This window comes from Trinickia dinghuensis (assembly GCF_003367175.1).
Lineage (GTDB): Bacteria > Pseudomonadota > Gammaproteobacteria > Burkholderiales > Burkholderiaceae > Trinickia > Trinickia dinghuensis.
Map to the genome: position 1 here is coordinate 78,676 of NZ_QRGA01000010.1, position 23,059 is coordinate 101,734.

Sequence of the window (23,059 nt, forward strand, 5' to 3'; positions counted from 1 at the left end):
TAGATAAGGCATTGCATAGACGACGCATCACCGAGAAAAACGCGTACAACGATACGCGACAACATTTTCATGAAGTGGAGACATCATGAGCACGGACAAGAAAGCCCTGCGGCGCGTTGCAGCTGCAAGCGTTATTGGCGCAATCATCGAGTGGTACGACTTTTTCCTTTATGGAGTCGTTGCAAGCCTAGTCATCAACAAACTGTACTTCCCTCCAGGTGATGCGGCGACATCAACACTGCTCGCTTATGCAACGTTCGCAATCGGATTCGTTGCTCGGCCGTTCGGTGGGATTGTCTTCGGTCACTTCGGCGACAAGGTCGGGCGGAAGAGCATGCTTGTCATCACTTTGATGATTATGGGACTCTCGACCGTTGCAATCGGACTTGTGCCTACCTACAACATGATTGGTTATTGGGCACCTGGGCTTCTGCTTCTTTTACGGGTCATTCAAGGTATTGGGCTCGGCGGTGAATGGGGTGGCGCCGTTCTAATGGCTTACGAATACGCTCCCCGTGAGAGCAAAGGCTTCTATGCAAGCCTGCCGCAGATTGGGCTTTCCGTGGGAGTGCTTCTGTCCGCGGCCATCATTGCGTCACTGTCAGCGGCTTTGACCGATGCTCAATTTATGGCGTGGGGTTGGCGACTCGCGTTCGGACTGTCATTTATCTTCGTGATGTTCGGTCTTTGGGTTCGGCTTAACGTGATGGAAACGCCCGAATTCGCGAAGGTCAAGAGCAGTCACAGCGAAACGAAGGTCCCTTTCTTGGATATGTGCAAGCGTTTCCCGGGCAACATGCTACTTGGTCTGGGTGCGCGGCACATTGACGGCGTATTCTTCAATATCTTCAGCGTTTTCATCATTAGCTATCTGACGAGCCATATTGGTATCAGCCGGAATGAAGCGCTGATTGGCGTGATGATTGGAGGTGTTGTTCTGACCATCTTCATTCCAATTTTCGGACGTATTTCGGACTTCGTTGGCCGTCCCCGTCTCTACGCTATCGCTGCGCTCATCACTGCGGCATCGGTGTATCCAGCCTTCTGGGTGTTCACGCATGCAGCGGGCAACACGATGTTGCTGTGGGCCGCAATCGCGATTCCCTACGGCATCTTCTACGCTGCTGTATATGGCACTGTCGCCGTCTTCCTGTGCGAGTTGTTCGACGCCAGGGTTCGGTACACAGGCATTTCGTTTGTCTATCAGTTTTCGAGTGTCACGGCGGGTGGTCTTACTCCAATCATTGCAACGGTTCTCGTGACGCTCGCGGGCGGCGGCCCTTGGCTCGTTTGCGCCTACGTTGCAGGTTCCGGCGTGGTGTCTTCACTTTGCGCCTTCCTCATTGGCCGCCGAGCGGCGTTATCAAATCAAACGCGTCAAACGGAGGATGGGGTGAACCGGCGTAGCCAGCTTTCATAAGCGTCGCTGGGTCTTAGAGTCCGCTCCTCCGCATATCCCGACGAGCCACGTAAACGAGGACACGGCCGTTCTGCCGTCGCCCTCGTCGCTCGATTGAGCGACCGCATCGGCAGGCTCATTTGAAAAAATGGCATCAATCTCCAGGAGCATGTGTGTATCCCGAGCTATTCTTGTATATCAACGGTGAATTTATAGGTGTCGGTGGAGAACGTAAGTCGGAAGACGTTACCAATCCGGCTACACAAGAAGTGTTAGGTCGCTTGCCTCACGCTACCGCTGCAGAACTCGAGCACGCGGTGGCTACATCTCAAACGGCTTTCCTGAAATGGCGGAAAAGCTCGCCACTCCAACGTTCGGAAATACTACGCCGGGCAGCAGCGCTCGCTCGCGAGCGAGTTGACGACATTGCGCAAGCCATTACCTTCGATCAAGGCAAACCTATCGCGGAAGCGCGCGCCGAAGTGGTGACGTGCGCTGACCACGCAGATTGGCATGCGGAAGAATGCCGTCGGATATACGGTCGGGTCATACCTCCAAGAGACCCTGCGGTCCGCCAAATAGTCGTGCGCGAACCCGTGGGCGTTTGTGCTGCCTTCACGCCCTGGAATTTCCCATTCAATCAGGCAATAAGAAAAATCAGCGCTGCTATCGGTGCAGGCTGCACCATCGTGCTCAAAGGGCCGGAAGATTCTCCCAGCGCAATTGTGGCGTTGGCGAAGCTATTTCACGATGCCGGATTGCCGCCGGGTGTCCTGAATATCGTTTGGGGCGTACCTCACGAGGTGTCAGACTTTCTGATTCGACACCCGCTGGTTAAGAAAGTCTCGTTTACAGGCTCGGTAGATGTGGGTAAAAAACTCGCCGCGCTTGCCGGACTTCACATGAAGCGCGTGACCATGGAGCTGGGCGGTCACGCCCCCGTGATTGTCTGTGACGATGCAGACGTGGATTCGGCCGTACAAGTGACGATGCGGATGAAACTCCGCAATGCGGGTCAGGTGTGTGTTGCGCCTACGCGGCTCTTCGTGCAGTCGGACATCTACACTAAATTCCGAGACCAGATGATTTCGGCCTTCGAAACTGCCAAGTTGGGGCCTGGTATCGACACCTCGACCACGATGGGGCCGCTTGCTCATGCTCGGCGAGTTGTGGAAATGGAGCGGTTCGTTGCCGATGCGAAATCGCGGGGTGGCAATGTGCTAACGGGTGGTTTCGCCCCGGACCTCGGCGGTAGCTTTTTCGCACCAACCTTGGTTGACAACCTCGACGACACAGCGGACCTCATGCAAAAGGAGCCATTCGGACCTATTGCGCCGCTTGCGAGGTTCAACACATTGGATGAGGCAATTGCCCGGGCTAACAGTTTGCCTTTTGGACTGGCGGCATTTGCATTCACAGAACATGCCAAGTCGGCACATCGACTCGCGACTGAACTCGAAGTGGGGATGGTGAATATCAATCACGCCGGCATGGCGTTGCCCGAAACCCCATTTGGCGGAATCAAAGATAGTGGAATGGGTAGCGAAGGGGGCACGGAAACGTTCGATGGGTATCTCACCACGAAATTCGTCACCCACGTCTGATTGATGTGATGAACATGGTTGCGCGAACGTTGCCATGTTCATGGAGAGCAGATATGACACGTCACTTTTTTGTGAAGGTGTGGCTGAGAGTCGTGACGAATCAGAATCAGAATCCGGCAACCTTCACGTCTCGCCGGTTGGAATGATGCGTGGAGGATAAACTCCACCTCGAACTGGTTCAGACGTGCTTATCGTCGAAGCCGGCGACGAAATTCGGCATCACCGTACACGTATCCACATCAGCGAGAGCTGAAGTGGTGATGTCAAGCGCATGGTGAATATGACCAGCGTGCAAGTACGCGCGAGCAATAGCGAACTTTAGCGATGCGGCTGTCGGCGCGGTACTTGCTCGTTCGGCGCTTTGCAGCGCTCGGGCTGGTTCTCCCAATTGGAGCCAGGTTCGAGCCGTCACATCGCCGATTAGTTGCACGCCCCGGTAATCAACCATGCCGGTTCGCCTGGCTTGCCCGATAGCCCTGGCTGCCTCCGTTGCGCTGCAACTCGCGACTTATAGTGGAAGGAGCGCGCCCCAGCCTGGCTGCTATCGATCGAATCGATAAGCCGAATACCAGAGAACGGGAAATCTCCTCGCGCTCCGCGAGCGTCAATGCCTGTGGCGCGCGGTGCCTTTGCGGCGGCTGGATGCCACCGTTCTCCGATAGTATCCGCTGGATCGAAGAATGGCCTCGATCAAACAGTTTGCCAATCTGATGAATCGTATCGCCCTTGCGCCATCGGTCCCACATCAGCGCTTTCTGGGTCTCGGAGTAGTAAATCCTCGGTCGCTGCTTCATTTGCAACACCTCCGCTGATCACGCAGATTCCAGGTGTTGCATCGACCGGTTGAATCCGCCCCCCACAAGGGACATACAACTTTCCCGAAATCGGTCATTCGCATGCGGCCGGCGTCCAACCTTGCGATATCAAGCGCAGTCGCAGGCGCCGCGCCGCGCCGCGATAAGTGAGCGTCAACAAGGGAAGCAAGGTGCGACGCGTGCTCATGTGCGAGATCGTGGTTGCCACCTGAGACGACGTGCAACCGCGCGTCATGAAGCAGTTCAAGCAACCGCTGGCCAACCGCGACTGGACTGATTGGATCGGCATCTCCCCAAAGCAAAATGACAGGCTGCGCGATTCGGCTCAGTTCGTCCGTCAGGTCGGCCTTGAACGATGTGAACCAATCTGGGAAAGACGGATTTGCATTGATAAATCCGTTTTGCCAATCCGCGGCACCCAGTGCTCGTGTGTCGATCCCGCCAGAGGTCACCGTCAGAACCAGATGGGTCACCAGGTCAGGCATTTCTAGCGCAGCGCGAATCGCAATCACACCACCCATGGATTGGGCGATCAAGGCCGTGGGGCGGTCGATGTGAGATACGACCATTCGAACAAGGTCGTCGATGTTGTTGACATCGGGCGCGGCGGGCTCTTGACCGAACCCTGGATATGCAAGGATGACCTTCTTGGCAGGGTTCGTTAGCTGATTTGCGAGCGGCTGCCAGAACGCTGTGTTACCAGATGCCCCTGGCAGGAAGAGCAATCTCGACGGAGTACGCAAGCTCTGGTTCTTCATTTCGTCTTGGAGGAGTGCATCAAGCGCTTCGAAGTTTTGAATTGTTGCGAATCCAAGGACAATTGTCCAATGACGCCTCTTGGCCGAACCCGGTCGGCGCGGTTGTCATGGGCGACTGGGCACAACTCCTCGGAATCTTGCACTTTCGTTGGCACAGACCGCACGCCTTTTCACTTTTTACGTCACAACGACGTCTTCGTCGTGACTGCGCCGTTGAAAAAACCAATAAAATCAAACGGCCAATTTTCATTAGTTCTGGCACTGGACAGCAGTACTTGGAGCGCCCCATGCCTGAGCCCTGTCGCTACGGGACTGCGGTGCAATCGGCTAATCACCCCACTTGCGGAAATCACGGGCGGGTCGCCCACCAGATCGCGACCGCTCGACATGGGATCCATTCGACGATGAAGCTTTTGGCCATTTCCGGTAGCGCGCGCCGAGCGTCCACCAACACCGCCTTGCTAATGGCGATGAGCCATCTTGTTCCCGAAGATGTCGAACTATCGGTTTTCCATCGTCTCGACGCGTTGTCTGTTTTCTCCCCTGACTCGGAGGGCGACAACACACCGGCAGAGGTAGCGCAATTCTTGGAACGCGTAGCTGCCGCCGACGGCCTCATCATCTCGAGCCCCGAGTATGTTCATGCCATCCCCGGCGGCCTCAAGAACGCGATCGATTGGATGGTCTCCCGATTCGAAGTCATCGGAAAACCCATCGCGCTAGCGCACGCATCTCACCGCGGCGACGATATGCTGGCTTCACTGAGGCTTGTGCTTTCGACCGTAAGCGACAACTTCCTTGGGGACGTGTTCCTCCGAATTCCTCTCGTCGGAAAGTCGCGTGAGGAGATCTCAACGTTGCTCGGTCTCCCCGAGCACGAATTGCAGATCAGGCGGTTCTTATCCGATTTCACGGCGTCGATTCGCAGCAGCGACACCCGCGACGACACCGCCCCGCGCGTTTGGCACATCTAGTGCTTAACGAGCCTTGTCAGACGATACCTACAGCCCCACCGCGCTTCCTACATCCGTCTCCGCATCCGCTGATTTCGCTTGCCCATGGCATCGGCCATAGTGAAGTCAACGAACGACGGCCGCCCCCACGCACTAACCAACCAGCGGCCGTTGCGGGAGACAGATCATGAAGAACATCCGCTTTCTGACGCATCAAGAAATCTTCGACCGAGTCGTGGCGCACCTAACCGAGCAACGCGGTGCGGCACTGCTTCCGCGAGGCGGTGGCGCCTACCGCGGCGCGTGCGGCGGCTGCCCGATCGGGCACTTTATTCGCCCGACGGACTATTCGACCGCCATGGAAGGCGTGCCCGTGCGTTATCTGATCGGCACGACGCTCAGCCACCCGTCGTACATGGACGCGGGTATCGCCGCGCTGCGTAAGGCGCTGCTCAAGGCGAAGATCAACGTCTACGAGGAGCGCACCGTCGCACTTCTGAGCTGCCTGCAGAACGTCCACGACGCGTTCGGCGTCTGGGAATGGCAAGAGCGTCTGCTTTCGATCGCCAGGGAATTCGGTCTTGTTGCCGATCAACTCAAGGCAGCGGCGTAAATTTCACTGAATTCGGTATTTTCAGCAGATGCTGAAAATGAGCAATCTGGTGAAAAACGGCCTCAAAGGAAGAAGACGCCACGTCCAGCCGAAGCCGGCTCCGCACCAACCGTGCACCGCTCGAACTCACCTGCTCCGCAACCCGATCACCCGCCCCGCATATCTCGGCGGCGGCAACACTGCGTGAGCCCTCACCAGTTCCCCCACACGCTCGAGCACGTCAGGATCGAACGGGGCCGCCCTCGGTCCATCCGTATCGACATGCAGCAGCATCTGCTCGCACGCCGCCACCGGCTCTGCGCGTCCATCGACAAGCATATCTAAATAGATGTGCAATCGCTTCGCATCGTTGTCGAGCACGCGCACATTCACCAGCACGCGCGCCCCCTCCTTGATTTCGTGCAGATAGTTGACGTGGGCTTCGAGCGTATAAACCGAGCGATGCCGCGCCCTGCGCTGCGCATCGTCGAGACCGATCGCGTCGAGCAGCACATCCCCCGCCAAGCTGAACAGGAGCAAATAAAACGCATCCCGCAAGTGTCCGTTGTAGTCGACCCATTCGAGACGCACGACATCGCGGTATGTCAATAACGCTGCTTCGCTCGGCATCGTCGCTCCACGCAGTTTTTTGCTCAAAGTTTAGCCCCGCTACAATGCAAAACCGTCCGCAAAACTCTCCCTGAGATAGCTGACGAACTGGCTGACCGCCCGCGGGACATGGGAGGCGTACGGGCGCAGGACATAAAGCTGCTCGGCGAACGCCCCCGTCACACGCCACTCCGGCAACAAGACCACGAGCTTGCCGTCCTTCACGGCCGCCTGCGCCGTGAAGTCAGGCAACAACGCGATCCCCAAGTCGCCTAACGCCGCGTCGCGCAGCGTTTCGCTGTTGTTGGCCGAGAATTGCGCGTTGACCGGCAGCGTAATCGCTTTTTCCGCCGCCGCTTTACGCGTAGTCCTTCGCGTAAACGACCACATCGCCGGCCCCGTCGTACGCGGGTAGTACAGACAGTCGTGCGACGCGAGATCTTGTGGCGTCTTGGGCGTCCCGCGCTTGCGCAGATAGGCCGGGGTCGCCGCGATCACGGAATGGGTCTCGCAGAGCTGCCAGGCCACATGCGTGTCGGGCGCGCCCGCGCTATGGCGGATCGCCAGATCGAACCCTTCCGCCGCAAGCGGAACGAGCCGGTCCGACACCTCCAACTGAATCTTGATCTCGGGATTCGCCCGCAAAAACGCGGGCAGCCGCGGCACCAATTGCTGCCGTGCAAAAGCCACCGGCGCGGTAACCCTAACGAGCCCCCGCGCCACGCCCGCCAGTTCCTTGACACTGGCGAAGCTCGCCGCGATCTGCGCATATTGCGCCCGCGTATCGTCGACGAGCCGCTGCCCGGCCTCCGTTAGCCGCACGCTGCGCGTGGTGCGCTGCACCAACGAAATTCCCGCCGCACGCTCCAGCTCCGAAATCCGCTGGCTCATCGCCGCCTTGCTCACGCCCAAGCGCGCAGCGGCCGCCGTATAGCTGCCTTGCTCCGCAAGCATCGTGAGCCAATGGAGGTGCGTCCAAAGACCTTCAATGTTTTGACTTTCCATACACTCATTGTTTGCTATCGAAAACAATGAATTCAATGATAGCGCCTTTCGGATCCGCTCCGCGCTCCCTACACTGCATTCATCGCCAATCGACACTTCATGCAAAGGAGACGAAATGCAAGCTTATGACGATAGCGCCGACGTCGGACACTTCATTCACGGTAAGCGCGTAACCGGCAACGGACAGCGCAACCAAGCGGTCTTCAATCCCGCAACCGGCGCACGCGCCCGCAAACTGCTGCTCGGCGAAGTTGCGGACGTGGAAGCTGCGGTTGCGAGCGCCAAATCCGCGTTCGCGGCATGGAGCAACACGCCGCCGATCCGGCGCGCGCGCGTTCTGCTGCGCTTCCTCGAACTGATGAACAAGCACACCGACGAACTCGCCGCCATGATCACGGCCGAGCACGGCAAGGTGTTCTCCGACGCGCAAGGCGAAGTCGCGCGCGGCATCGACGTCATCGAATTCGCCTGCGGCATTCCGCAATTGCTCAAAGGCGACTACACCGAACAAGTGTCGACGGGCATCGACAACTGGACAATGCGCCAGCCGCTCGGCGTCGTCGCCGGCATCACGCCGTTCAATTTCCCCTGCATGGTGCCGTGCTGGATGTTCCCAGTCGCCATTGCGGCCGGCAACTGCTTCATCCTCAAGCCGAGCGAGCGCGATCCGTCGGCGTCGCTGTTCATGGCCGATCTGCTGAAGCAAGCGGGGCTGCCCGACGGCGTGTTCAACGTGGTCCAAGGCGACAAGGTCGTCGTCGATGCACTGCTCGAGCATCCCGACGTCAAGGCCGTGAGCTTCGTCGGCTCGACGCCGATCGCGAACTACATCTACGAGACCGGTGCGAAGCACGGCAAGCGCGTCCAGGCGCTCGGCGGCGCGAAGAACCATATGGTCGTGATGCCCGACGCCGATCTCGACAAGGCGATCGATGCGTTGATCGGCGCAGCCTACGGGTCCGCGGGCGAACGTTGCATGGCAATTTCGGTCGCGTTGCTCGTCGGCGATGTCGCGGACAAGATCATTCCGCGTCTGGCCGAGCGCGCTCGCACGCTCGTCGTCAAGAACGGGATGGAGCCTGACGCGGAGATGGGCCCGGTCGTCACGCGCCAGTCGCTCGAGCGCATCGAAGGCTACATCGCCGAGGGTCTGAAGGAAGGTGCCAAGCTCGTCGTCGACGGCCGAGGCCTGAAGGTCCCGGGTCACGAAGACGGCTTCTTCACGGGCGGTACGCTGTTCGACAACGTCACCCCCGACATGCGCATCTATAAGGAAGAGATTTTCGGCCCCGTGCTCGCCTGCGTGCGCGTCAAGGATTTCTCCGAGGCGATCGATCTGATCAACGCCCATGAGTTCGGCAACGGCGTGGCCTGCTTCACGCGCGACGGACACGTCGCACGCGAGTTCGGACGCCGGATCGAAGTGGGCATGGTCGGCATCAACGTGCCGATTCCCGTGCCGATGGCATGGCACGGCTTCGGCGGCTGGAAGCGCAGCCTGTTCGGCGATACGCATGCCTACGGCGAAGAAGGCGTGCGCTTCTATACGAAGCAGAAGTCGATCATGCAGCGCTGGCCCGAGAGCATCGAGAAGGGTGCGGAATTCGCGATGCCAACGGCGAAGTAAGAACGAAGTCAGCGTTGTACAAGCGAGACGTGAGCCGGTCGAAGTGGGATCGGTCATGTCTCGCTGTTTGCCTTGCGGCGGAGCGGCGCTTTATGCGCCGCGTTTTGTTTTAGGGGCTTGATGGCGGATCCTGAGATCGGTTGCCCTCAAACCACCGCCTCCCCCGCCTTCGCCCGCTGGCGAAGTGCCTCCGTCGTATCGCCGGAACCGTCGGGGCGCCAGCCCGGCGGCAGCAGCAGATAGCCCAGCGCCGTCCGCAGACTGCGAGCCGATTTGAGGTCTCGCGCGATGTATACCCACTGCGAGAGTTCGACGACGAGCGGATTGGCCGAGGTCATCGGCGTGGTCAGCCCGTAGCGGCACGGCTCCTCCTTGCGCTCCTCGACGTAGGTGCCGAACAGCCGGTCGAACACGATCAGCACCCCGCCGAAATTCGCGTCGAGGTAAGCCGTGTTCGATGCGTGGTGCACGCGATGCGACGACGGCGTATTGATCACATACTCGAGCCAGCCCAGCTTGGGTACCCACGTGGTGTGAAGCCAGAACTGATAGAGCAGGTTCAGCGAGAGCACGGCAAGCACCACTTCAGGCCGCACACCCAGCCAGACGAGCGGCGTGAAAAACACGGCGCTGCCGGTTAATTTCGCGGTCCAGCCGAGCCGGTATGCCGACGACAACGTCAACTGATTGGGTGAGTGATGGACCGCATGCGTCGCCCAGAAAAAGCGAATGCGGTGCGATGCGCGGTGGTACCAGTAATAGCAAAACTCCTGGCCGACGAAGAGCAGCAGCAACGTGAGTACGCTATCGAGCGTTACCGTATGAATCCGGTGCGCCCACGCAAACGCGAAAACCGGCGCCGCCAGCGACAGCGGGAGAAACGCAAGCAGCTTGCGGCCGATCATGTCCACGAGCGACAGCCAGACTTCGTACCATTGGAACGGCGTATCGGTGCGCCGGTTCTTCCAGGTGAGCCAGCACGCTTCGATCAGCGACACGCCGACGACGAACGACGTCGCGACGAGAGAGATTTGAGTTGAGGTGTTCATGTCGATTGCAACCAAGACAAGGAGGATGACGACGCTGCGCGCTACGTTTCTCAAGTACTTCCGAGGGTACTCACGCCGCCAGCTCGCGCCGTCGCCGAAGGCGCTCGGGCCTAACCGTTCGCTCGATGACCTTCGCTTAGGCCCGGGCCATCGCTATCAAGGGTGGATTACCCGCCGACGACTCGAGACTGGCCATGAGGACCCCAGTTGTTCGCGACGCCCACTGCATCCACTTGCTTGACGATCGACGTCGCCAGCTTTTTCGCATCGGTATCGACCGACGAATGTTTGGCTTCCGAGACGACATGCAGCGCCGCGCCCGCGACAAGCGCAACCGGCAGCCGATGCGTCAGCGCGCCGACCGCACCGCTTTCCGCCATCCCGGGCGCCTTCCCGCTTTGTTCCTTCGCGGCGAAGTTCTGAACCGGCACGTTCGCACCGGCCACCGGCCGATACGTCAGCGTCACCGACGCCTCGAGTTCGCGCTTTCCGGCTCCGAGCCCGACCAGCACGCGGCGGCGCGCATTGCCGGCGTCGACCTTTCCGAAGCTCCCCTCGACGAGCAGCGCGTTTTTGCTGGGCGGCTCATCGAACTCGGCTCGCATCGCCACCCAGCCCTTCGCCTGCAACTGACGCACGATCTCGTTCGCGACGTCCTCGCGCAGCCGCGTCGCACAGTTCGGCACGGCGGCCCCCGGCATCGGCATCGCGCCGGGCACCTGTTGCTGCACATAGCGGTCGTTTCGCTCGCATTGATCGGGCGAGACGTCGAATGCGCGAACGTAGACGATCTCGGGGGTCGCTCGCGCAACGGCGGGGTTTTGCGTTGCGCTCGTCATCGGCGACGCACATCCGGTCATCACGACAACGCCTAGCGCCAGCGCGACGTTCGCGCCGACCATTCCGATTTTCTTCAAGTGTTTCGATACTTTCTGCGCATTCATCACGGCCTAGGTGCCTCCATGTAGGATTCGTTCGACCGGTCGACTCTTCGTCTTCCGCGTCTTTCGAACATGGCTGCCAGTATCGCGAGTGAGTCTCGCGAAGGCCATCGATGATTTATGTCGAGAAATGTCGGAGCGGATCGCCGGCGTATGCCGCCCCTTCGACGGCCTAACGGATAACGGATCAACGGTCCGACGCGGCCCGAGAGTCAGGCAATCGGAGACTGCAGCGGCAGCGCGACACACGCCTCGAGGCCCCCGCCTTCCCGTGCTTGAAAACTGATCGAGCCCCCGTGCGAGCGTGCGATCCGCTCGACGATGGCGAGGCCGAGGCCGGTGCCCGCCGCCTGCCGGCTCGCGTTCGTACCGCGCGCGAACGGTGCTTTCAGGCGCTCCAGTTCATCGGCCGTGATGCCGTCGCCACGATCGCAGATGGCGACATAGGCGCGCCCGTCGGCAGACCACGTACGAACCGCCAATCCGCTGCGCCCATATGCGACGGCGTTCTGCATGAGGTTCATCAGCAAACGCATGACACTCGTCGGACGATAGCGAAACGGCGGCACTTCACCGAGTGCCAGTTCGAACTCGTGCCCCAGCCCTGCGAAATCCGCCGCGATCTGACTGAGCAGCCCATTCAAATCGCCGATTTGCGCCGGCTCGCGTTCGCCGCTGCCGGCGTAATCCATGAATTGCTGAACGATCGCATCGATCCGCTCGAGATAGCTTTCGGCGGAGGCGGCCAAAGCGCGATCCTTGTCGGGTGGAATCGCAAGCGCGAGGGCGAGGCGCAGCTTCGTCAGCGGCGTGCGGATGTCATGGGACACGCCGGCGAGCATCAGCGAGCGCGTGGCCTCCGCATGACGTAAAGCCTCGGTCATTTCGTTGAATGCGCGGCTCACGTCGGCCACTTCCGTGGGGCCGGAAAGCGATAGCGCGGGAGGCGCCGCCCCCGCGCTGACCGCACGCGCCGCCTGCGCCAGATGCCGCAGCGGCCGATTGATATGCAACTGAATCAGATAGCCCGTCAGCGCGGCGATGACGGCGAGCCCCATCGACAATGCAATGGCGGCGATGATCGGATCGTCGCGCACGTCGGTGGAGATGGCCGGCGAAATCCAGTATGGCGAGCCCGCGACATGGATACGGATCCATAGCCGCTGCCTGTGAGCGGGCTGCCAGAGCACGAGCGTTTCCGCCGGCACGTTTTGCCGCAACGTCTGGGCGAAGACGTCGCGTTGATAAGTACGAAAAAAGTGGACGAAGCTCGGTTGCATCGCGGCCACCGCGTCGGCGGGCGGCTGCGTCTTCGCGTCGAGCCGGGCAACCACCGCCCTGCCTTCGCCGGGAGGCAGCGTGGCGAGCGCTCGATCGAGCGTCAGCACGTATTGCGCGAATACGACCGCCGCACGCTGCACACGCGGGCGCTGCACGTAATAAATGAGTACCGTCAGCGAGCAGACCTGAGTCAGCAACACGAGCGCAACGAGCAATGCGATGTTGCGTGCAAGCAGCGAGCGCGGCACGAGGGCGCGGCTCATCGCTCCACGTCCGCCACCAGCATGTACCCCATTCCCCAGACCGTCTTGATGAACCGCGGCTTCGACGGGTCCTCCTCGAGCACTTGCCTGAGCCGTAGGACCTGCACGTCGATACTGCGATCGAGCGCCTCGTGTTCCCTTCCGCGCGCGCGGGCCAGCAGATTCTCCCGGCTCACCGGACGATTCGGCGACGAGCCGAGCGCGTGGAGCAGCCGCATCTGCGCCGAGTTCAATTCCACGGGTTCGGCACCGCGCGTCAACGATTGTTTCGGCACGTCGAAGCGGAAGTCGCCGAATCGTAGAAGCTCGGACGTCAACGACGTGACGCCCGAGGCAATCTTCTGACGTCTGAGCAGCGCGCGAATCCGCGCCACGAGTTCATTCGGCAGGAACGGCTTCGGCAAATAATCGTCGGCCCCCGCCTCCAGCCCAACGACGCGGTCGACCGGATCGCCCTTCGCCGTCAGCATGAGTATCGGCAGCGTCTGTCCTTCCGCGCGCAATCGATGGCAGACCGACAGTCCGTCCTCGGGCTCCATCATCAAATCGAGCACGAGCAAGTCGAAAGGTTCGCGCTGCAGGTAGCGGTCGAGCCGCTTGCTGTCGGCGACACAGCGCACTTGGAAACCCTGGCTCGTCAGAAAGCGCTGCTGCATGTTGCGCAGATCGGCGTCGTCGTCGAGCAGGATGATTTTTTCGGGACGATCCATGGGGCATCTCCGGCAATGACGCGGAAGTCGACGCAGCGCGTGTGTTGACACCATCATAGGCGGTGCCGTCTTCACTCGGGGCCGCATCGGCATACCGGCGCATCACGCGCATCAATGCGACATCGCCCGTTTCCCGAAATACGCCTCGATCTGCGCGAGGGTCACGAAGCCCGCGTGGCGCGTGTCGATTTCATTGAAGTGACGCGCGACCATCGGCATGCCGGCTGAGGCTTGCTGCCGCGTCAGTTTTCCGTCGTGCGTAATGTTGGCGCGCGCAAAGCGCTCATGGAGCGTTTGCAAGCCGCGTTCGAGGCGTGCCGCGCTGCTCGCGGACGGCGTCGCGGGGATGACGACTTGCGCCATGGCGCCCGTCGAGAAGGCAAAAATGGCGACGGTAATAAGCATGCGTTTCATTCACTAATCTCCAAGGATGAGTCCCTGCCCGCCGGTGCACTGTGCGCCGGTTCGAAGCAGCGTCAGCCGAGATCTTAGGGATGCATGCCTTGATTAGCGATCTGAAAATCATGTCGCGGTATGTCGCCGGCGAGCGCGAAAGCGCGCTTGCCCGTTTCATGCTACCGGCCATTCGTACGCCTACACACCTTCCCCCAAACCGGTAAGGCGTATGATGAACACTATCGTCCCACCGTGGGCGACGACCTCTTGATCGAAGGAGTCACATCATGAGGCGCCTCTATTTTCTCGTGCCGGATCCTACAACCGCCAAGGCAGTCGTCGACGACCTCCTGCGCGCGCGAATCACCTGGCAACACATCCACGTACTCGCGAATCACAACGTCACGCTCGAAGAGCTGCCCGAAGCGTCGCTGCTGCAGCGCAGCGACGTGATTCACGCACTTGAGCGCGGGGTGGCGCTCGGTGGAGCGACCGGCGCGTTTCTCGGCCTCGTTGCGCTCGTGTTTCCTCCCGCGGGGCTCACCATCGCGAGCGGTGCGGTCGTTGCCATGACGCTGGCCGGCGCCGGATTCGGGGCATGGACGGCGGCCATGATCGGCGTGGACGAACCGAACGCACGGCTCACTCGTTTCCGCGAAGCCATACGAGACGGCCAACTCCTGTTGATGGCCGACGTGCCGGCGGCGCGCGAGCAAGAGATCGAGCAGTTGGTGGAGCAGCACTTTCCACAAGCTGATCCGCGCGGCGCGGAGCCCACTACGCCGATCTTTCCTTGATGATTTTTCCGGCTTGCCGCCGCACTTGCGACGGCAGCGGAAGCGGAATCTGCCGGTTTGGCGTGCCACTACAGCACGTGGCTCAGAAACTCCCGCGTGCGCGGATCTCGCGGATCATCGAAGAATTCCTTCGGCGATCCGGATTCCACGATCAGTCCTTTGTCGGTGAAGAACACCTGGTGCGCGACCTCGCGCGCAAAGCGCATTTCGTGCGTCACCAGGATGCTGGTCATCCCCTCCGCCACAAGATCTCGGATCGTGTTCAACACTTCCTTTACGGTCTCCGGGTCAAGCGCTGCCGTCACCTCGTCGAACAGCATGACGCCGGGACGCATCGCCAAGGAACGCGCGATCGCGACTCGCTGCTGCTGACCTCCCGATAACTGTCCGGGAAAGGATTTTTCCTTACCGGACAAACGAACCTTGGCAAGCAACTCAACCGCACGCGCCTCGACTTCGTCTTTCGACTGACGCAACACGTTGATCGGTGCGAGCATCACGTTTTCCAGCACCGTCATATGCGGGAACAGGTTGTACTGCTGAAAGACCATCGAGACGTCCTTGCGCAGCGCGATGCGGTCCTTATCGCTGTGCAGCGTGTGAACGGCATGCCCCGCCGCATGGACCTCCCCTTCGTCGATATCGACGAGGCCGTTGATACAGCGCAAGATCGTCGATTTTCCGGAGCCGGATGGACCGATCAAAGCGGCCGCCGTCCCCTTCTCTACCTCGAGAGACACCCCGCGCAACACCTGATGAGCGCCGAATGCCTTCTTGACGTCGCGCACCGACACGATCGCGTGCGCCTCCGGCGATAAAGCCGGACGCGCCGCCGATGGCGCGAATTCGGTTGGCTGAGTGGCCGTCATATGTCTCTCCACGTTTTTCCCGTATCGGTTGACGCGCGCCCGCTTATCGGTAGCGGCGCTCGAGCTGCTTCGTGAGCATCGCGATCGGTGCGCAGTAAGCAAAGAAAAGGATGAGGATGAGGCCGTACACCGGCATCATCAGCGCGGGGTTCGCGAGCGCGGACAGCACCGAGCTCGCGATGCTGACGCTGTCGTCGACGCCCACGATCGACACCAGCGGTGTCGACATCATCAAGATTGCGTAGGTATTCATCCAAGGCGCGGCCATCCGCTTGACGGCCTGCGGCAAGATGCAAAGCTTGAGCGTTTGCCTGCGCGTCAGACCGAGCGCGGCTGCCGCCTCCCATTGCGCGGTGGGCAACGACTGAATGCCGCCGCGAACCACTTCGGACACGTTTCCCATCACGGGGAAGGAAAGCCCCACGATGCCCTTGACCCACGCGGGAAACGGAATGGACAGACCCAGCACGTCGATCTGATAGGGCATCAGATAAATGCAGAAGAACAATATGACGAGCCACGGCGCGTTGCGAAGGAATTGGGTGATCCACCGGCTCGTCACGCGCACGCCTTTATGCGGCGATATCTGCCCGATGCCGGCCGCCATGCCCAGAACCGTTCCGATCGCCATTGCGATAAAGCTGATCAGGACGTCGAACGCAAAACCTTTGAGAAGGACGGGGAGCCAAGGTATCAATACCGTCCAGCGGGTGCCGTCCGCAACGCCGGCCGATGTCTGCGCGCTCGCACCTACCGGATGGGCCAGCGCCAGCGCGGCCGCAGCGCGAAGCAAGAACCGCGGCAGCAACGAAATGAAATGACGTGTATTCATTGCTTTCCCCAGCCCGGCACGGCGATCGACTTTTCAAACCGGCTCATCAGCATCACGAAGGCACCGATGACGCCCAGATAGAAGACGAGCAAGACGATCATCATCTCGAGCGTATTCAGGTCCTGTGCCCATATCTGCGACGACACGTACAGCAGCTCAGGTACGGCGATCGCATAGGCGTTGGTGGTCGTCTTGATCAAGTTGATCAGGTTGTTGCTGAGCGCCGGCAGACTGATTCGCAGCGCGAGCGGCATCACGATTTTCCGAAACGTTTGCAGATGGCTCATTCCGAGCGAGGACGCGGCCTCCAACATCGAATGCGGCACCGCCTCGATCCCGGAGCGGAAGATTTCGACGTTGAATGCGCCGGCGAATAAGATCAGCGAGACGACGGCCCATCCGATATTCCCGAGCAGCGGCGTGGGAGAGCCGGCCAGATGCGTCAGAAACGGGCTCAATGCAAAGTAGAAGAAGTAAAGCTGCACGAGCGGCGGCGTATTCCGAAACAGCCATACATAGGCGTCGGCGCACAGGCGCAGCCCTCGCGATGGAGAGCGCTGAAAGAAGGCACCGGCCGCTCCCAGCACCACGCTGCCCGCGATCGACGCGGCGGACAGCACGAACGTCATCGCAATGCCGCGCACGAACGTGTGCCATTCGAACGCGTCGTAGAACACCGAAAAGTTGACGCCGTAATGCGCGTTCAACCACTGAAAAAATCCCGCGACATGAATCATGCCATTGCTCCTCGCAGAGGCGGGCGCCCGATGGTTTTCATCATCGCCATCGGGACGTCGCCTCCGGTCTCCACCTTTATGTATTCACCACACATCAAAACGCGGGCTGCGTCGATTCCTCGATATGACGACGCGCCTCGTCCGCGCCGAGTACGCCGGTCTCCTCGAGGATTTCGATCAGCGGCTTCCCATCGTGCACGGACTGCCGCGCCAATTCGCTGATCTTCGCGTACCCGAGCGTCGGCACGAGCGCAGTGGCCACAGCCATCGACTCGAACACGTGCCGCTCGTTGACATCTACGTTCGCCCGAATCCCTTGCACGCATTTCTCGCGGAACAAGCGAACACCGTTCGTCAATAATCCCAACGATTCGAATACCCGGTCGGCAACCACCGGTTCGAAGTGATTGATCTCCAATTGGCCGCACTGGACCGCCTGCGCGACACAGGTGTCGTTGCCGACGAGCGCAAAACCGAGTTGCACGATCGACATCGGTACCACGGGGTTCACCTTCCCCGGCATGATCGACGAACCTGCTTGAACCGCCGGCAAGGTAAGCTCCGCGAGCCCGCCGACGGGCCCCGACGAAAGCAGAATCAAGTCCGAAGCGATTTTGCCGAGCGAGGTGCCGCATACGCGCAGTTCGGAGGAAATGCGCGAAAACACATCGAGGTTTTGCATCGCGTCGAACGCGTCGTCCGGCGCGCAAAAGGCAACGCCCGTGAGCGAAACGAGGTGAGCGAATACCGCGCTCCGATAACCGGCCGGCGAGCCGAACCCTGTACCAATGGCGGTGCCGCCGAGCGGCAAGGCAAGCAGCTTTTCGCGGGCGGTCTGCAACTCATCGGCAAGCCGCTTCGTCAGCGCGGCATAGCCGCCGAAAAGTTGACCCAGTCGCATCGGCTGCGCATCTTGCAGACACGTCCTGCCCAGATGCAGCACGTCGCGGAATTCAATGGCTTTGGCTTCGAACGCCTGCGCGAGTTGCGACAACTCGGCGACGAGCGGCGCGATCAATTCGTGAACGGCCATTTTCATCGCGGCCGGATAGACGTCGTTCGTCGATTGCGAGCGGTTGACGTGATTGTTCGGATGCACGAAGTCGTAGCGGCCCGGCACGCCGCCGAGCAGCTGCTGCGCGCGATTCGCGATCACTTCGTTGAAATTCATGTTGGTCGAGGTGCCGCCGGAGCCTTCGAGCAAATCCACGACGAACGAGTTCGCATGCTGCCCATCGACGATCTCGCGGCACGCACCCACGATCGCGCCGCTCTGCTCTTGCGTCAGCACGCCTAGATCGCGATTCGCCAGCGCGGCAGCCCACTTGCATCGTGCAAACGCTTCGACGAATTCCGGTACGTCGGCGATCGTCCTCTTCGACACGCGCAGATTTTCCACGCCGCGCACGGAATTCACGCCATACAGCTGATGGTTAGGGATGCGTACTTCGCCCCAATAATCGCTTTCCGTTCGTGTCAAAGCCTCGGTGCTACCGCTCATGTTCAGTCTCCGTTTCGATGTCGATGAGTTTGGGAAGGTCGGCATGGATTTGTGCAAGCCGTTGCAAGAGCGACGTCGACACGATCGAATGCGCGATCGAGTAGACGCCGTCGAATAGATGGCTGTACTCGTCGCGGCGCGCGATGAGATAGAGCGAGCGGCCCGAGTTCGATGCGCTCAGGACATGCAATTTCACTTTTTTGGCGTATTCGCCGGCTTGCAGCAGGCACATCGGCGTCGTGATCGCCCACCCGATTTCGCCCGCGACCATCGAGGTCAGCGTGTCGGCTGTGTCGACTTCCAGGCGCCGGGCGATCCGAACGTCGATACGACGCAGGTAGCGCTCGATTTGCGCGCCGATGTGCGACTGGCGATTGAAGCGGACGATCGGCAAAGCCTCGCCGAGTTCGCGCAGATCGGCGGGAGTACGAACGGCGCCCGCTTTCTGCTTCGGTGTAATGACGACGAACTGCTCCGACAGCAGCCGCCGGCGCTCGATACCGTCGAGGTCGGCCAGCGGATCGGTCGAGACGACGAGATCGAGGTCGCGCCCGACGAGCGCCTCGCTGTGATAAGGCGAGAGACCGGTACGGATCGAAAGCGTGGTGGATTCATTCAACATCGCCTTGATGAAAGCAGGCCCGCATGTGCCGGCGAACGAATCGACGAGGCCGACGCGCACATCGGGTTTGATCCCTTTGCTGGCGTCGATGACATGTGCCTTGAGGCGATTCAAATCCTCGAGCAGCGTCATTCCGCGATTGCGCAGCGCCAGGCCGGCGGCCGTGAGCGTTAGCGGGCGGCGCTCGCGATTGAACAGCACGACCCCGAACTGATCCTCGAGCTGCCGAATGCTTTGCGACACCGCGGACTGCGTCAGGCCGAGCCGCCTCGCGGCGTTCGACATGTTTCGCTCCTCAGCGGTGGTCACGAAGATCTGAAGGGTTTGCATATCCAAATTCTTGAAGGCGGGCACGGTGATCCCTCTCTTGGGTGAACTTTAGGCGCGACTCAGTAGACGATCAAATGGTAGGCCGTCACTATCAGAAACGCTAATACCCTCTTCCAGTTTTACTAATAGCGCACCCCAATCATTTGAAAACCGACATTTGGCTGCATAGGCTGGGATCGCTCGGACGCCGCTTCGGTAGTCCGATTGCAAGGTCATACAAAACCGGCGTCAGGCCGAATCTGGAGGAGTCCATCGTGAAATCGCTGTTTGGAATTGCCCTGTCGCTCTGCGTAGCGGCTTTCAGCATGCAGGCGCATGCGAGCGCGGACGCGCTGAGTCAGATCAAGAGCGCGGGTGTCATCAAGATCGGGGTGAACACCGACTACAAGCCGTTCGGCATGCGCGATCAAAGCGGCCAAATCGTCGGAATCGAACCCGACTTGGCGCGCGATATCGGCAAGCGGCTAGGGGTAAAGGTCGAAATGGTCCCGGTGCAGCCGGCCAACCGGATTCAGTTCCTGCAGCAGGGATGCATCGACGTCATTCTGGCCAGCCTGACCTACAACCAGGAACGCGCCAACGTCGTCGACTTCATCCAGCCGTTCTACTATGCCGGGGGCACCGGCTTCATCGCACGTAAAGGGTCGAGCTTCAAGAATTGGACCGATCTGCATGGAAAGACGGTGTGCGGCGTGCAAGGCACCTACTACAACCGGGCCGTCAGCGAAAAGTACGGCGTGAACATCGCCGCGTTCGCGGACCTCACGCAAGCGATCAATGCGCTGATGAACAACTCGTGCGTCGGATTCGTCGAGGACAGCACGGTGACCGCGCAGTTGCTGAACGACAGCAAGCTGAAGGGCTTCGATGCGCCGCTGCCACCGGACGACGTGCAGCCGTGGGGCTTGGCCGTGGCGAAAGATAACGCGAACACGCCGCTCGCCAAATTCTTGTCGGGCACGGTGGCCTCATGGCACAAGAGCGGCGAGTTGCTCGATCTGGAAAAGAAATGGGGATTGCCGCGCTCGGATTGGCTGCAGGCTGAGCATCAGAAGGCGATGTAAGCGTATCGCCCTCCGATTGGAGCGAGTTCGAAGGCCGGCGCACGCCGGCCTTTTCGCATTTACGTCGCCGAAATACGAGTCATTGAAGCATCGTCATGAACACAGAGGCGCCCGCTTCAAATCTTCTCGAACGTGATGTCCTGCGCCCCCTCCCACAGCACCTTGACGCCGAGTTCACGAAGCTTATCCTTGCCTTCGACGATCGTGAGGAAGTGGTTGCCCGCAAGCTGCCCCATCTTGCTCGCGAACAGGCACGAACCGTAAGCCATGATGATTTCGGTTTCGCTATAGCCGCCCGGATAGAACAGGATGTCGCCTACCGAAGGGTGACTCGTGTGATTCTCGAAACCGACCGCGACACCGTCGTTTTCGAGCTTGAATTCCCCTAGCGGCACCCAGCAGCCCTCGCCGCTCCAGCGCACGTGAATGATCTTTTGCGTGTACGGCAACAGCTTCAAAAAGGCAGCGACGGTCTGCGGCGCATCCGGGTTGGTTTCGGCGATGAAGGTCAGGCCGCAGGAGGTGATACGAAGTTGGGTCAATGCAGTGCTCCGTCGATCGAGGATGTCAGAAAACAGGCCGGCGCGATCGCGCGCAAAGATGCCGCGAAGCATAGCGCATATCAATCGGCTGAACTGTAGGACTTGGTCGGTCGTCCGGCATTATGCCGACGGATACACCGCAACGACAGGGACAATTCATGCGTATCCGGTCAGGCCAGTTTTCGAAATCGACGTTTCATTCCTGCGACGCTTTTACGTGCCGCTCATCGACGGTAATCGAACGTAATCAACGCAGCGGCATGGCACAACCGATTGAAAAGCCACGCGCTAGCTTGACGAAGGTGAGTTCCCCGAGAGAATTCAGCTCGCCTAGCAACGTCGCGCGCCGTCCTCAAACTCGCGATCCCCATCGACGTTTCGTGCTCGAAACGTCCTAAGTGCGAATCCGCTCATCGCATGCGCTCGCCAAGCGCAGCGACGCGCCGCATATGGGCGGCGCGTCGATGGCATGGGACCTGCTCAGTGTCAGTGCAGCAACCTCACGACACCCCCATCCGTGAGGAGGAAAAAATGAAATACATCGCGATTGCATTCTTGAGCGGTCCGTTGCTGCTCGCCTATAAACTCAAGCCAACGGAAATGCAGGAATTACTGGCGCAGGCTCTGCACTTCGTGCTGCGCCAAATCACGAGCTGAAGGCGAGGGAGCATTTCTTGGCGCGCGGAAAATCCGCCGATCAGAAATTGAACTGGTCGATGTTGCTTGCGTCGAACGTCGTCGGCGGTCCGAGAATCACCTCGCCGTCTTTGCCGATCGTGCGCTTGCCGAGCTTGCCCGCGTCAAATGTCTCGCCGGGCTTGCCGGCGATCGCGCCGGATGCCAAGTTCGCCGCGGCATAAGCGGCGAGATACCCGAGTTGACCCGGATCCCAGAGCTGGAACGCCTTGACCGTGCCATTCTTGACGAACTCGCGCATCTGATTCGGCGTGCCCAGGCCCGTTACATCCACCTTGCCCTTGCTCGGCGACGACGAGATATAACGCGCGGCCGCGGCCAGCCCCACCGAGGTCGGCGCGACGATCGCCTTCAGATTCGGATAAGCCTGAAGCAGCCCCTGCGTTTCGACGAACGACTGCTGATCGTCATCGTTGCCGTACGCGATCTTCACGAGCTTCATCTTCGCGTATTCCGGCTTCTTCAACTCCTCTTTCATCCACTTGATCCAAGTGTTCTGGTTCGTCGCATTGGGCGTGGCGGACAAAATCGCGAACTCGCCCTCGTTGCCCATCAGCTTTGCAACCAATTGAATCTGGCCACGGCCGATACTCTCGGCATTTGCCTGATTGACGAAGATCTCGCGGCCGGCCGGCGCGGTATCCGAATCGAACGTCACCACCTTGATCCCGTTCGACATCGCGCGCTTCAGGTATGGCACGAGCGCATTCGGATCGTTCGCGGCCACGACGATCGCGTTCACGCGCTGTGTCGTCAGCGTATTGATGTACTGGACTTGCGACGACGCACCCGCATCGGACGGCCCGACGACTTTGCCGTCGCCCTTGAACTCCTTGATCGCGGCCATCCCGCCGTTGTCGGCCGTCACTTCATACGGATTGTTGATCTGCTTCGGCACGAAGGCGATCTTCAAACCGTCCTTGATGCTCGCCGCACCCGCCACTTGCGCGAGTCCGAGCAGAGCGCCGACGAGGGTAGCCGCCGCGGCGGCACGCAAAGGTCGTTGCATCATATGTCTCCTCCTACTCCTTCACTTGAATGGCCGGACGTGATGTCCGGTCTCTTTG

Annotated in this window: 22 protein-coding genes and 2 pseudogenes; 8 read left to right on the forward strand and 16 right to left on the reverse strand. The window is 60.2% G+C overall.

The window, feature by feature from the left end:
• Positions 1-82: 82 nt before the first annotated feature.
• Together DWV00_RS18495 and DWV00_RS18500 are read left to right on the forward strand one after the other, a co-directional pair.
• On the forward strand, positions 83-1,420 hold the full coding sequence (locus DWV00_RS18495; protein ID WP_181885529.1) for an MFS transporter: 1,338 nt from the start codon (positions 83-85) through the stop codon (positions 1,418-1,420).
• A gap of 152 nt (positions 1,421-1,572) precedes the next feature.
• On the forward strand, positions 1,573-3,003 hold the full coding sequence (locus DWV00_RS18500) for an NAD-dependent succinate-semialdehyde dehydrogenase (RefSeq protein ID WP_115535056.1): 1,431 nt from the start codon (positions 1,573-1,575) through the stop codon (positions 3,001-3,003).
• Positions 3,004-3,455: 452 nt separating this feature from the next.
• On the opposite strand, the pseudogene DWV00_RS18510 reads toward DWV00_RS18500, so the two are convergent.
• Positions 3,456-3,797 (reverse strand): annotated as a pseudogene (locus DWV00_RS18510) (helix-turn-helix domain-containing protein); the annotation flags it as partial.
• Between the two features lie 155 nt (positions 3,798-3,952).
• A pseudogene (locus DWV00_RS18515) lies at positions 3,953-4,561 on the reverse strand (alpha/beta fold hydrolase); the annotation flags it as partial.
• Between the two features lie 419 nt (positions 4,562-4,980).
• Between DWV00_RS18515 and DWV00_RS18520 the strand changes: the two are divergent.
• Both DWV00_RS18520 and DWV00_RS18525 read left to right on the forward strand, forming a co-directional pair.
• Positions 4,981-5,550, forward strand: a complete 570-nt coding sequence (locus tag DWV00_RS18520) for an NADPH-dependent FMN reductase (RefSeq protein WP_115535058.1) — start codon at positions 4,981-4,983, stop codon at positions 5,548-5,550.
• Between the two features lie 166 nt (positions 5,551-5,716).
• Positions 5,717-6,142 (forward strand): hypothetical protein, encoded by a 426-nt coding sequence (locus DWV00_RS18525; protein WP_115535059.1) that lies wholly within the window; start codon positions 5,717-5,719, stop codon positions 6,140-6,142.
• Positions 6,143-6,268: 126 nt separating this feature from the next.
• On the opposite strand, the gene DWV00_RS18530 is transcribed toward DWV00_RS18525, so the two are convergent.
• Both DWV00_RS18530 and DWV00_RS18535 read right to left on the reverse strand, forming a co-directional pair.
• Positions 6,269-6,751, reverse strand: a complete 483-nt coding sequence (locus DWV00_RS18530) for a thioesterase family protein (protein WP_115535060.1) — start codon at positions 6,749-6,751, stop codon at positions 6,269-6,271.
• Positions 6,752-6,790: 39 nt separating this feature from the next.
• Positions 6,791-7,735 (reverse strand): LysR family transcriptional regulator, encoded by a 945-nt coding sequence (locus tag DWV00_RS18535; protein WP_115535061.1) that lies wholly within the window; start codon positions 7,733-7,735, stop codon positions 6,791-6,793.
• A 115-nt stretch (positions 7,736-7,850) separates the two neighbouring features.
• Between DWV00_RS18535 and DWV00_RS18540 the strand changes: the two genes are divergently transcribed.
• Positions 7,851-9,362, forward strand: a complete 1,512-nt coding sequence (locus DWV00_RS18540; protein WP_115535062.1) for a CoA-acylating methylmalonate-semialdehyde dehydrogenase — start codon at positions 7,851-7,853, stop codon at positions 9,360-9,362.
• A gap of 146 nt (positions 9,363-9,508) precedes the next feature.
• Here the strand turns inward: DWV00_RS18540 and DWV00_RS18545 are convergent, their stop codons facing one another.
• The 5 genes from DWV00_RS18545 to DWV00_RS18565 all read right to left on the reverse strand — a co-directional run bounded on the left by DWV00_RS18545 (position 9,509) and on the right by DWV00_RS18565 (position 14,020).
• Positions 9,509-10,411, reverse strand: a complete 903-nt coding sequence (locus DWV00_RS18545) for a sterol desaturase family protein (protein WP_115535063.1) — start codon at positions 10,409-10,411, stop codon at positions 9,509-9,511.
• A gap of 167 nt (positions 10,412-10,578) precedes the next feature.
• Positions 10,579-11,328, reverse strand: a complete 750-nt coding sequence (locus DWV00_RS18550; RefSeq protein WP_181885512.1) for a DUF4410 domain-containing protein — start codon at positions 11,326-11,328, stop codon at positions 10,579-10,581.
• 236 nt (positions 11,329-11,564) lie between these two features.
• Positions 11,565-12,896 (reverse strand): ATP-binding protein, encoded by a 1,332-nt coding sequence (locus DWV00_RS18555; RefSeq protein WP_115535065.1) that lies wholly within the window; start codon positions 12,894-12,896, stop codon positions 11,565-11,567.
• On the reverse strand, positions 12,893-13,606 hold the full coding sequence (locus DWV00_RS18560) for a response regulator (RefSeq protein ID WP_115535066.1): 714 nt from the start codon (positions 13,604-13,606) through the stop codon (positions 12,893-12,895). Before DWV00_RS18560 ends, DWV00_RS18555 begins: the two co-directional genes overlap by 4 nt.
• Before the next feature lie 111 nt (positions 13,607-13,717).
• On the reverse strand, positions 13,718-14,020 hold the full coding sequence (locus DWV00_RS18565; RefSeq protein ID WP_115535067.1) for an EF-hand domain-containing protein: 303 nt from the start codon (positions 14,018-14,020) through the stop codon (positions 13,718-13,720).
• Positions 14,021-14,289: 269 nt separating this feature from the next.
• On the opposite strand from DWV00_RS18565, the gene DWV00_RS18570 reads away from it, so the two are divergent.
• Positions 14,290-14,799 (forward strand): DUF1269 domain-containing protein, encoded by a 510-nt coding sequence (locus DWV00_RS18570; RefSeq protein WP_115535068.1) that lies wholly within the window; start codon positions 14,290-14,292, stop codon positions 14,797-14,799.
• Positions 14,800-14,867: 68 nt separating this feature from the next.
• Here DWV00_RS18570 and DWV00_RS18575 read toward each other — a convergent pair whose 3' ends face one another.
• The 5 genes from DWV00_RS18575 to DWV00_RS18595 all read right to left on the reverse strand — a co-directional run bounded on the left by DWV00_RS18575 (position 14,868) and on the right by DWV00_RS18595 (position 19,690).
• Entirely contained in the window at positions 14,868-15,668 is an 801-nt protein-coding gene (locus DWV00_RS18575) for an amino acid ABC transporter ATP-binding protein (RefSeq protein ID WP_115535069.1), read from the reverse strand.
• 43 nt (positions 15,669-15,711) lie between these two features.
• The gene (locus DWV00_RS18580; protein ID WP_115535070.1) at positions 15,712-16,500 is read right to left on the reverse strand and encodes an amino acid ABC transporter permease; all 789 of its coding nucleotides are present in this window, start codon (positions 16,498-16,500) and stop codon (positions 15,712-15,714) included.
• Complete coding sequence (locus DWV00_RS18585; protein ID WP_115535071.1) at positions 16,497-17,237, reverse strand: amino acid ABC transporter permease; 741 nt, start codon at positions 17,235-17,237, stop codon at positions 16,497-16,499. The genes DWV00_RS18580 and DWV00_RS18585 overlap by 4 nt, the downstream gene beginning before the upstream one ends.
• 94 nt (positions 17,238-17,331) lie before the next feature.
• On the reverse strand, positions 17,332-18,738 hold the full coding sequence (locus DWV00_RS18590; protein ID WP_115535072.1) for an aspartate ammonia-lyase: 1,407 nt from the start codon (positions 18,736-18,738) through the stop codon (positions 17,332-17,334).
• On the reverse strand, positions 18,728-19,690 hold the full coding sequence (locus DWV00_RS18595; protein ID WP_115535073.1) for a LysR family transcriptional regulator: 963 nt from the start codon (positions 19,688-19,690) through the stop codon (positions 18,728-18,730). The genes DWV00_RS18590 and DWV00_RS18595 overlap by 11 nt, the downstream gene beginning before the upstream one ends.
• A gap of 254 nt (positions 19,691-19,944) precedes the next feature.
• Here DWV00_RS18595 and DWV00_RS18600 point away from each other — a divergent pair, with 254 nt between their 5' ends.
• Positions 19,945-20,754, forward strand: a complete 810-nt coding sequence (locus DWV00_RS18600; RefSeq protein WP_147297924.1) for a transporter substrate-binding domain-containing protein — start codon at positions 19,945-19,947, stop codon at positions 20,752-20,754.
• Between the two features lie 116 nt (positions 20,755-20,870).
• On the opposite strand, the gene DWV00_RS18605 is transcribed toward DWV00_RS18600, so the two are convergent.
• Positions 20,871-21,296, reverse strand: coding sequence for a DUF3830 family protein (locus DWV00_RS18605; RefSeq protein WP_115535272.1), 426 nt, complete (start codon positions 21,294-21,296; stop codon positions 20,871-20,873).
• A gap of 531 nt (positions 21,297-21,827) precedes the next feature.
• Here DWV00_RS18605 and DWV00_RS34910 point away from each other — a divergent pair.
• Positions 21,828-21,953 carry a hypothetical protein gene (locus tag DWV00_RS34910; RefSeq protein WP_281272655.1) on the forward strand — a complete coding sequence of 42 codons (126 nt, stop codon included), beginning with the start codon at positions 21,828-21,830 and terminating at the stop codon, positions 21,951-21,953.
• Positions 21,954-21,993: 40 nt separating this feature from the next.
• On the opposite strand, the gene rhaS is transcribed toward DWV00_RS34910, so the two are convergent.
• Positions 21,994-23,001 carry a rhamnose ABC transporter substrate-binding protein gene (rhaS, locus tag DWV00_RS18610; protein ID WP_115535273.1) on the reverse strand — a complete coding sequence of 336 codons (1,008 nt, stop codon included), beginning with the start codon at positions 22,999-23,001 and terminating at the stop codon, positions 21,994-21,996.
• Positions 23,002-23,059: the final 58 nt, after the last annotated feature.

What these genes read in the sequence shown, in the direction of transcription:
- DWV00_RS18535 (WP_115535061.1), bottom strand. Translation starts at nt 7,735, where the DNA reads ATGGAAAGTCAAAACATTGAAGGTCTTTGGACGCACCTCCATTGGCTC.
- DWV00_RS18575 (WP_115535069.1), bottom strand. Translation starts at nt 15,668, where the DNA reads ATGACGGCCACTCAGCCAACCGAATTCGCGCCATCGGCGGCGCGTCCG.
- DWV00_RS18580 (WP_115535070.1), bottom strand. Translation starts at nt 16,500, where the DNA reads ATGAATACACGTCATTTCATTTCGTTGCTGCCGCGGTTCTTGCTTCGC.
- DWV00_RS18525 (WP_115535059.1), top strand. Translation starts at nt 5,717, where the DNA reads ATGAAGAACATCCGCTTTCTGACGCATCAAGAAATCTTCGACCGAGTC.
- rhaS (WP_115535273.1), bottom strand. Translation starts at nt 23,001, where the DNA reads ATGCAACGACCTTTGCGTGCCGCCGCGGCGGCTACCCTCGTCGGCGCT.
- DWV00_RS18545 (WP_115535063.1), bottom strand. Translation starts at nt 10,411, where the DNA reads ATGAACACCTCAACTCAAATCTCTCTCGTCGCGACGTCGTTCGTCGTC.
- DWV00_RS18585 (WP_115535071.1), bottom strand. Translation starts at nt 17,237, where the DNA reads ATGATTCATGTCGCGGGATTTTTTCAGTGGTTGAACGCGCATTACGGC.
- DWV00_RS18590 (WP_115535072.1), bottom strand. Translation starts at nt 18,738, where the DNA reads ATGAGCGGTAGCACCGAGGCTTTGACACGAACGGAAAGCGATTATTGG.
- DWV00_RS18530 (WP_115535060.1), bottom strand. Translation starts at nt 6,751, where the DNA reads ATGCCGAGCGAAGCAGCGTTATTGACATACCGCGATGTCGTGCGTCTC.
- DWV00_RS34910 (WP_281272655.1), top strand. Translation starts at nt 21,828, where the DNA reads ATGAAATACATCGCGATTGCATTCTTGAGCGGTCCGTTGCTGCTCGCC.
- DWV00_RS18520 (WP_115535058.1), top strand. Translation starts at nt 4,981, where the DNA reads ATGAAGCTTTTGGCCATTTCCGGTAGCGCGCGCCGAGCGTCCACCAAC.
- DWV00_RS18565 (WP_115535067.1), bottom strand. Translation starts at nt 14,020, where the DNA reads ATGAAACGCATGCTTATTACCGTCGCCATTTTTGCCTTCTCGACGGGC.
- DWV00_RS18555 (WP_115535065.1), bottom strand. Translation starts at nt 12,896, where the DNA reads ATGAGCCGCGCCCTCGTGCCGCGCTCGCTGCTTGCACGCAACATCGCA.
- DWV00_RS18570 (WP_115535068.1), top strand. Translation starts at nt 14,290, where the DNA reads ATGAGGCGCCTCTATTTTCTCGTGCCGGATCCTACAACCGCCAAGGCA.
- DWV00_RS18595 (WP_115535073.1), bottom strand. Translation starts at nt 19,690, where the DNA reads ATGCAAACCCTTCAGATCTTCGTGACCACCGCTGAGGAGCGAAACATG.
- DWV00_RS18540 (WP_115535062.1), top strand. Translation starts at nt 7,851, where the DNA reads ATGCAAGCTTATGACGATAGCGCCGACGTCGGACACTTCATTCACGGT.
- DWV00_RS18560 (WP_115535066.1), bottom strand. Translation starts at nt 13,606, where the DNA reads ATGGATCGTCCCGAAAAAATCATCCTGCTCGACGACGACGCCGATCTG.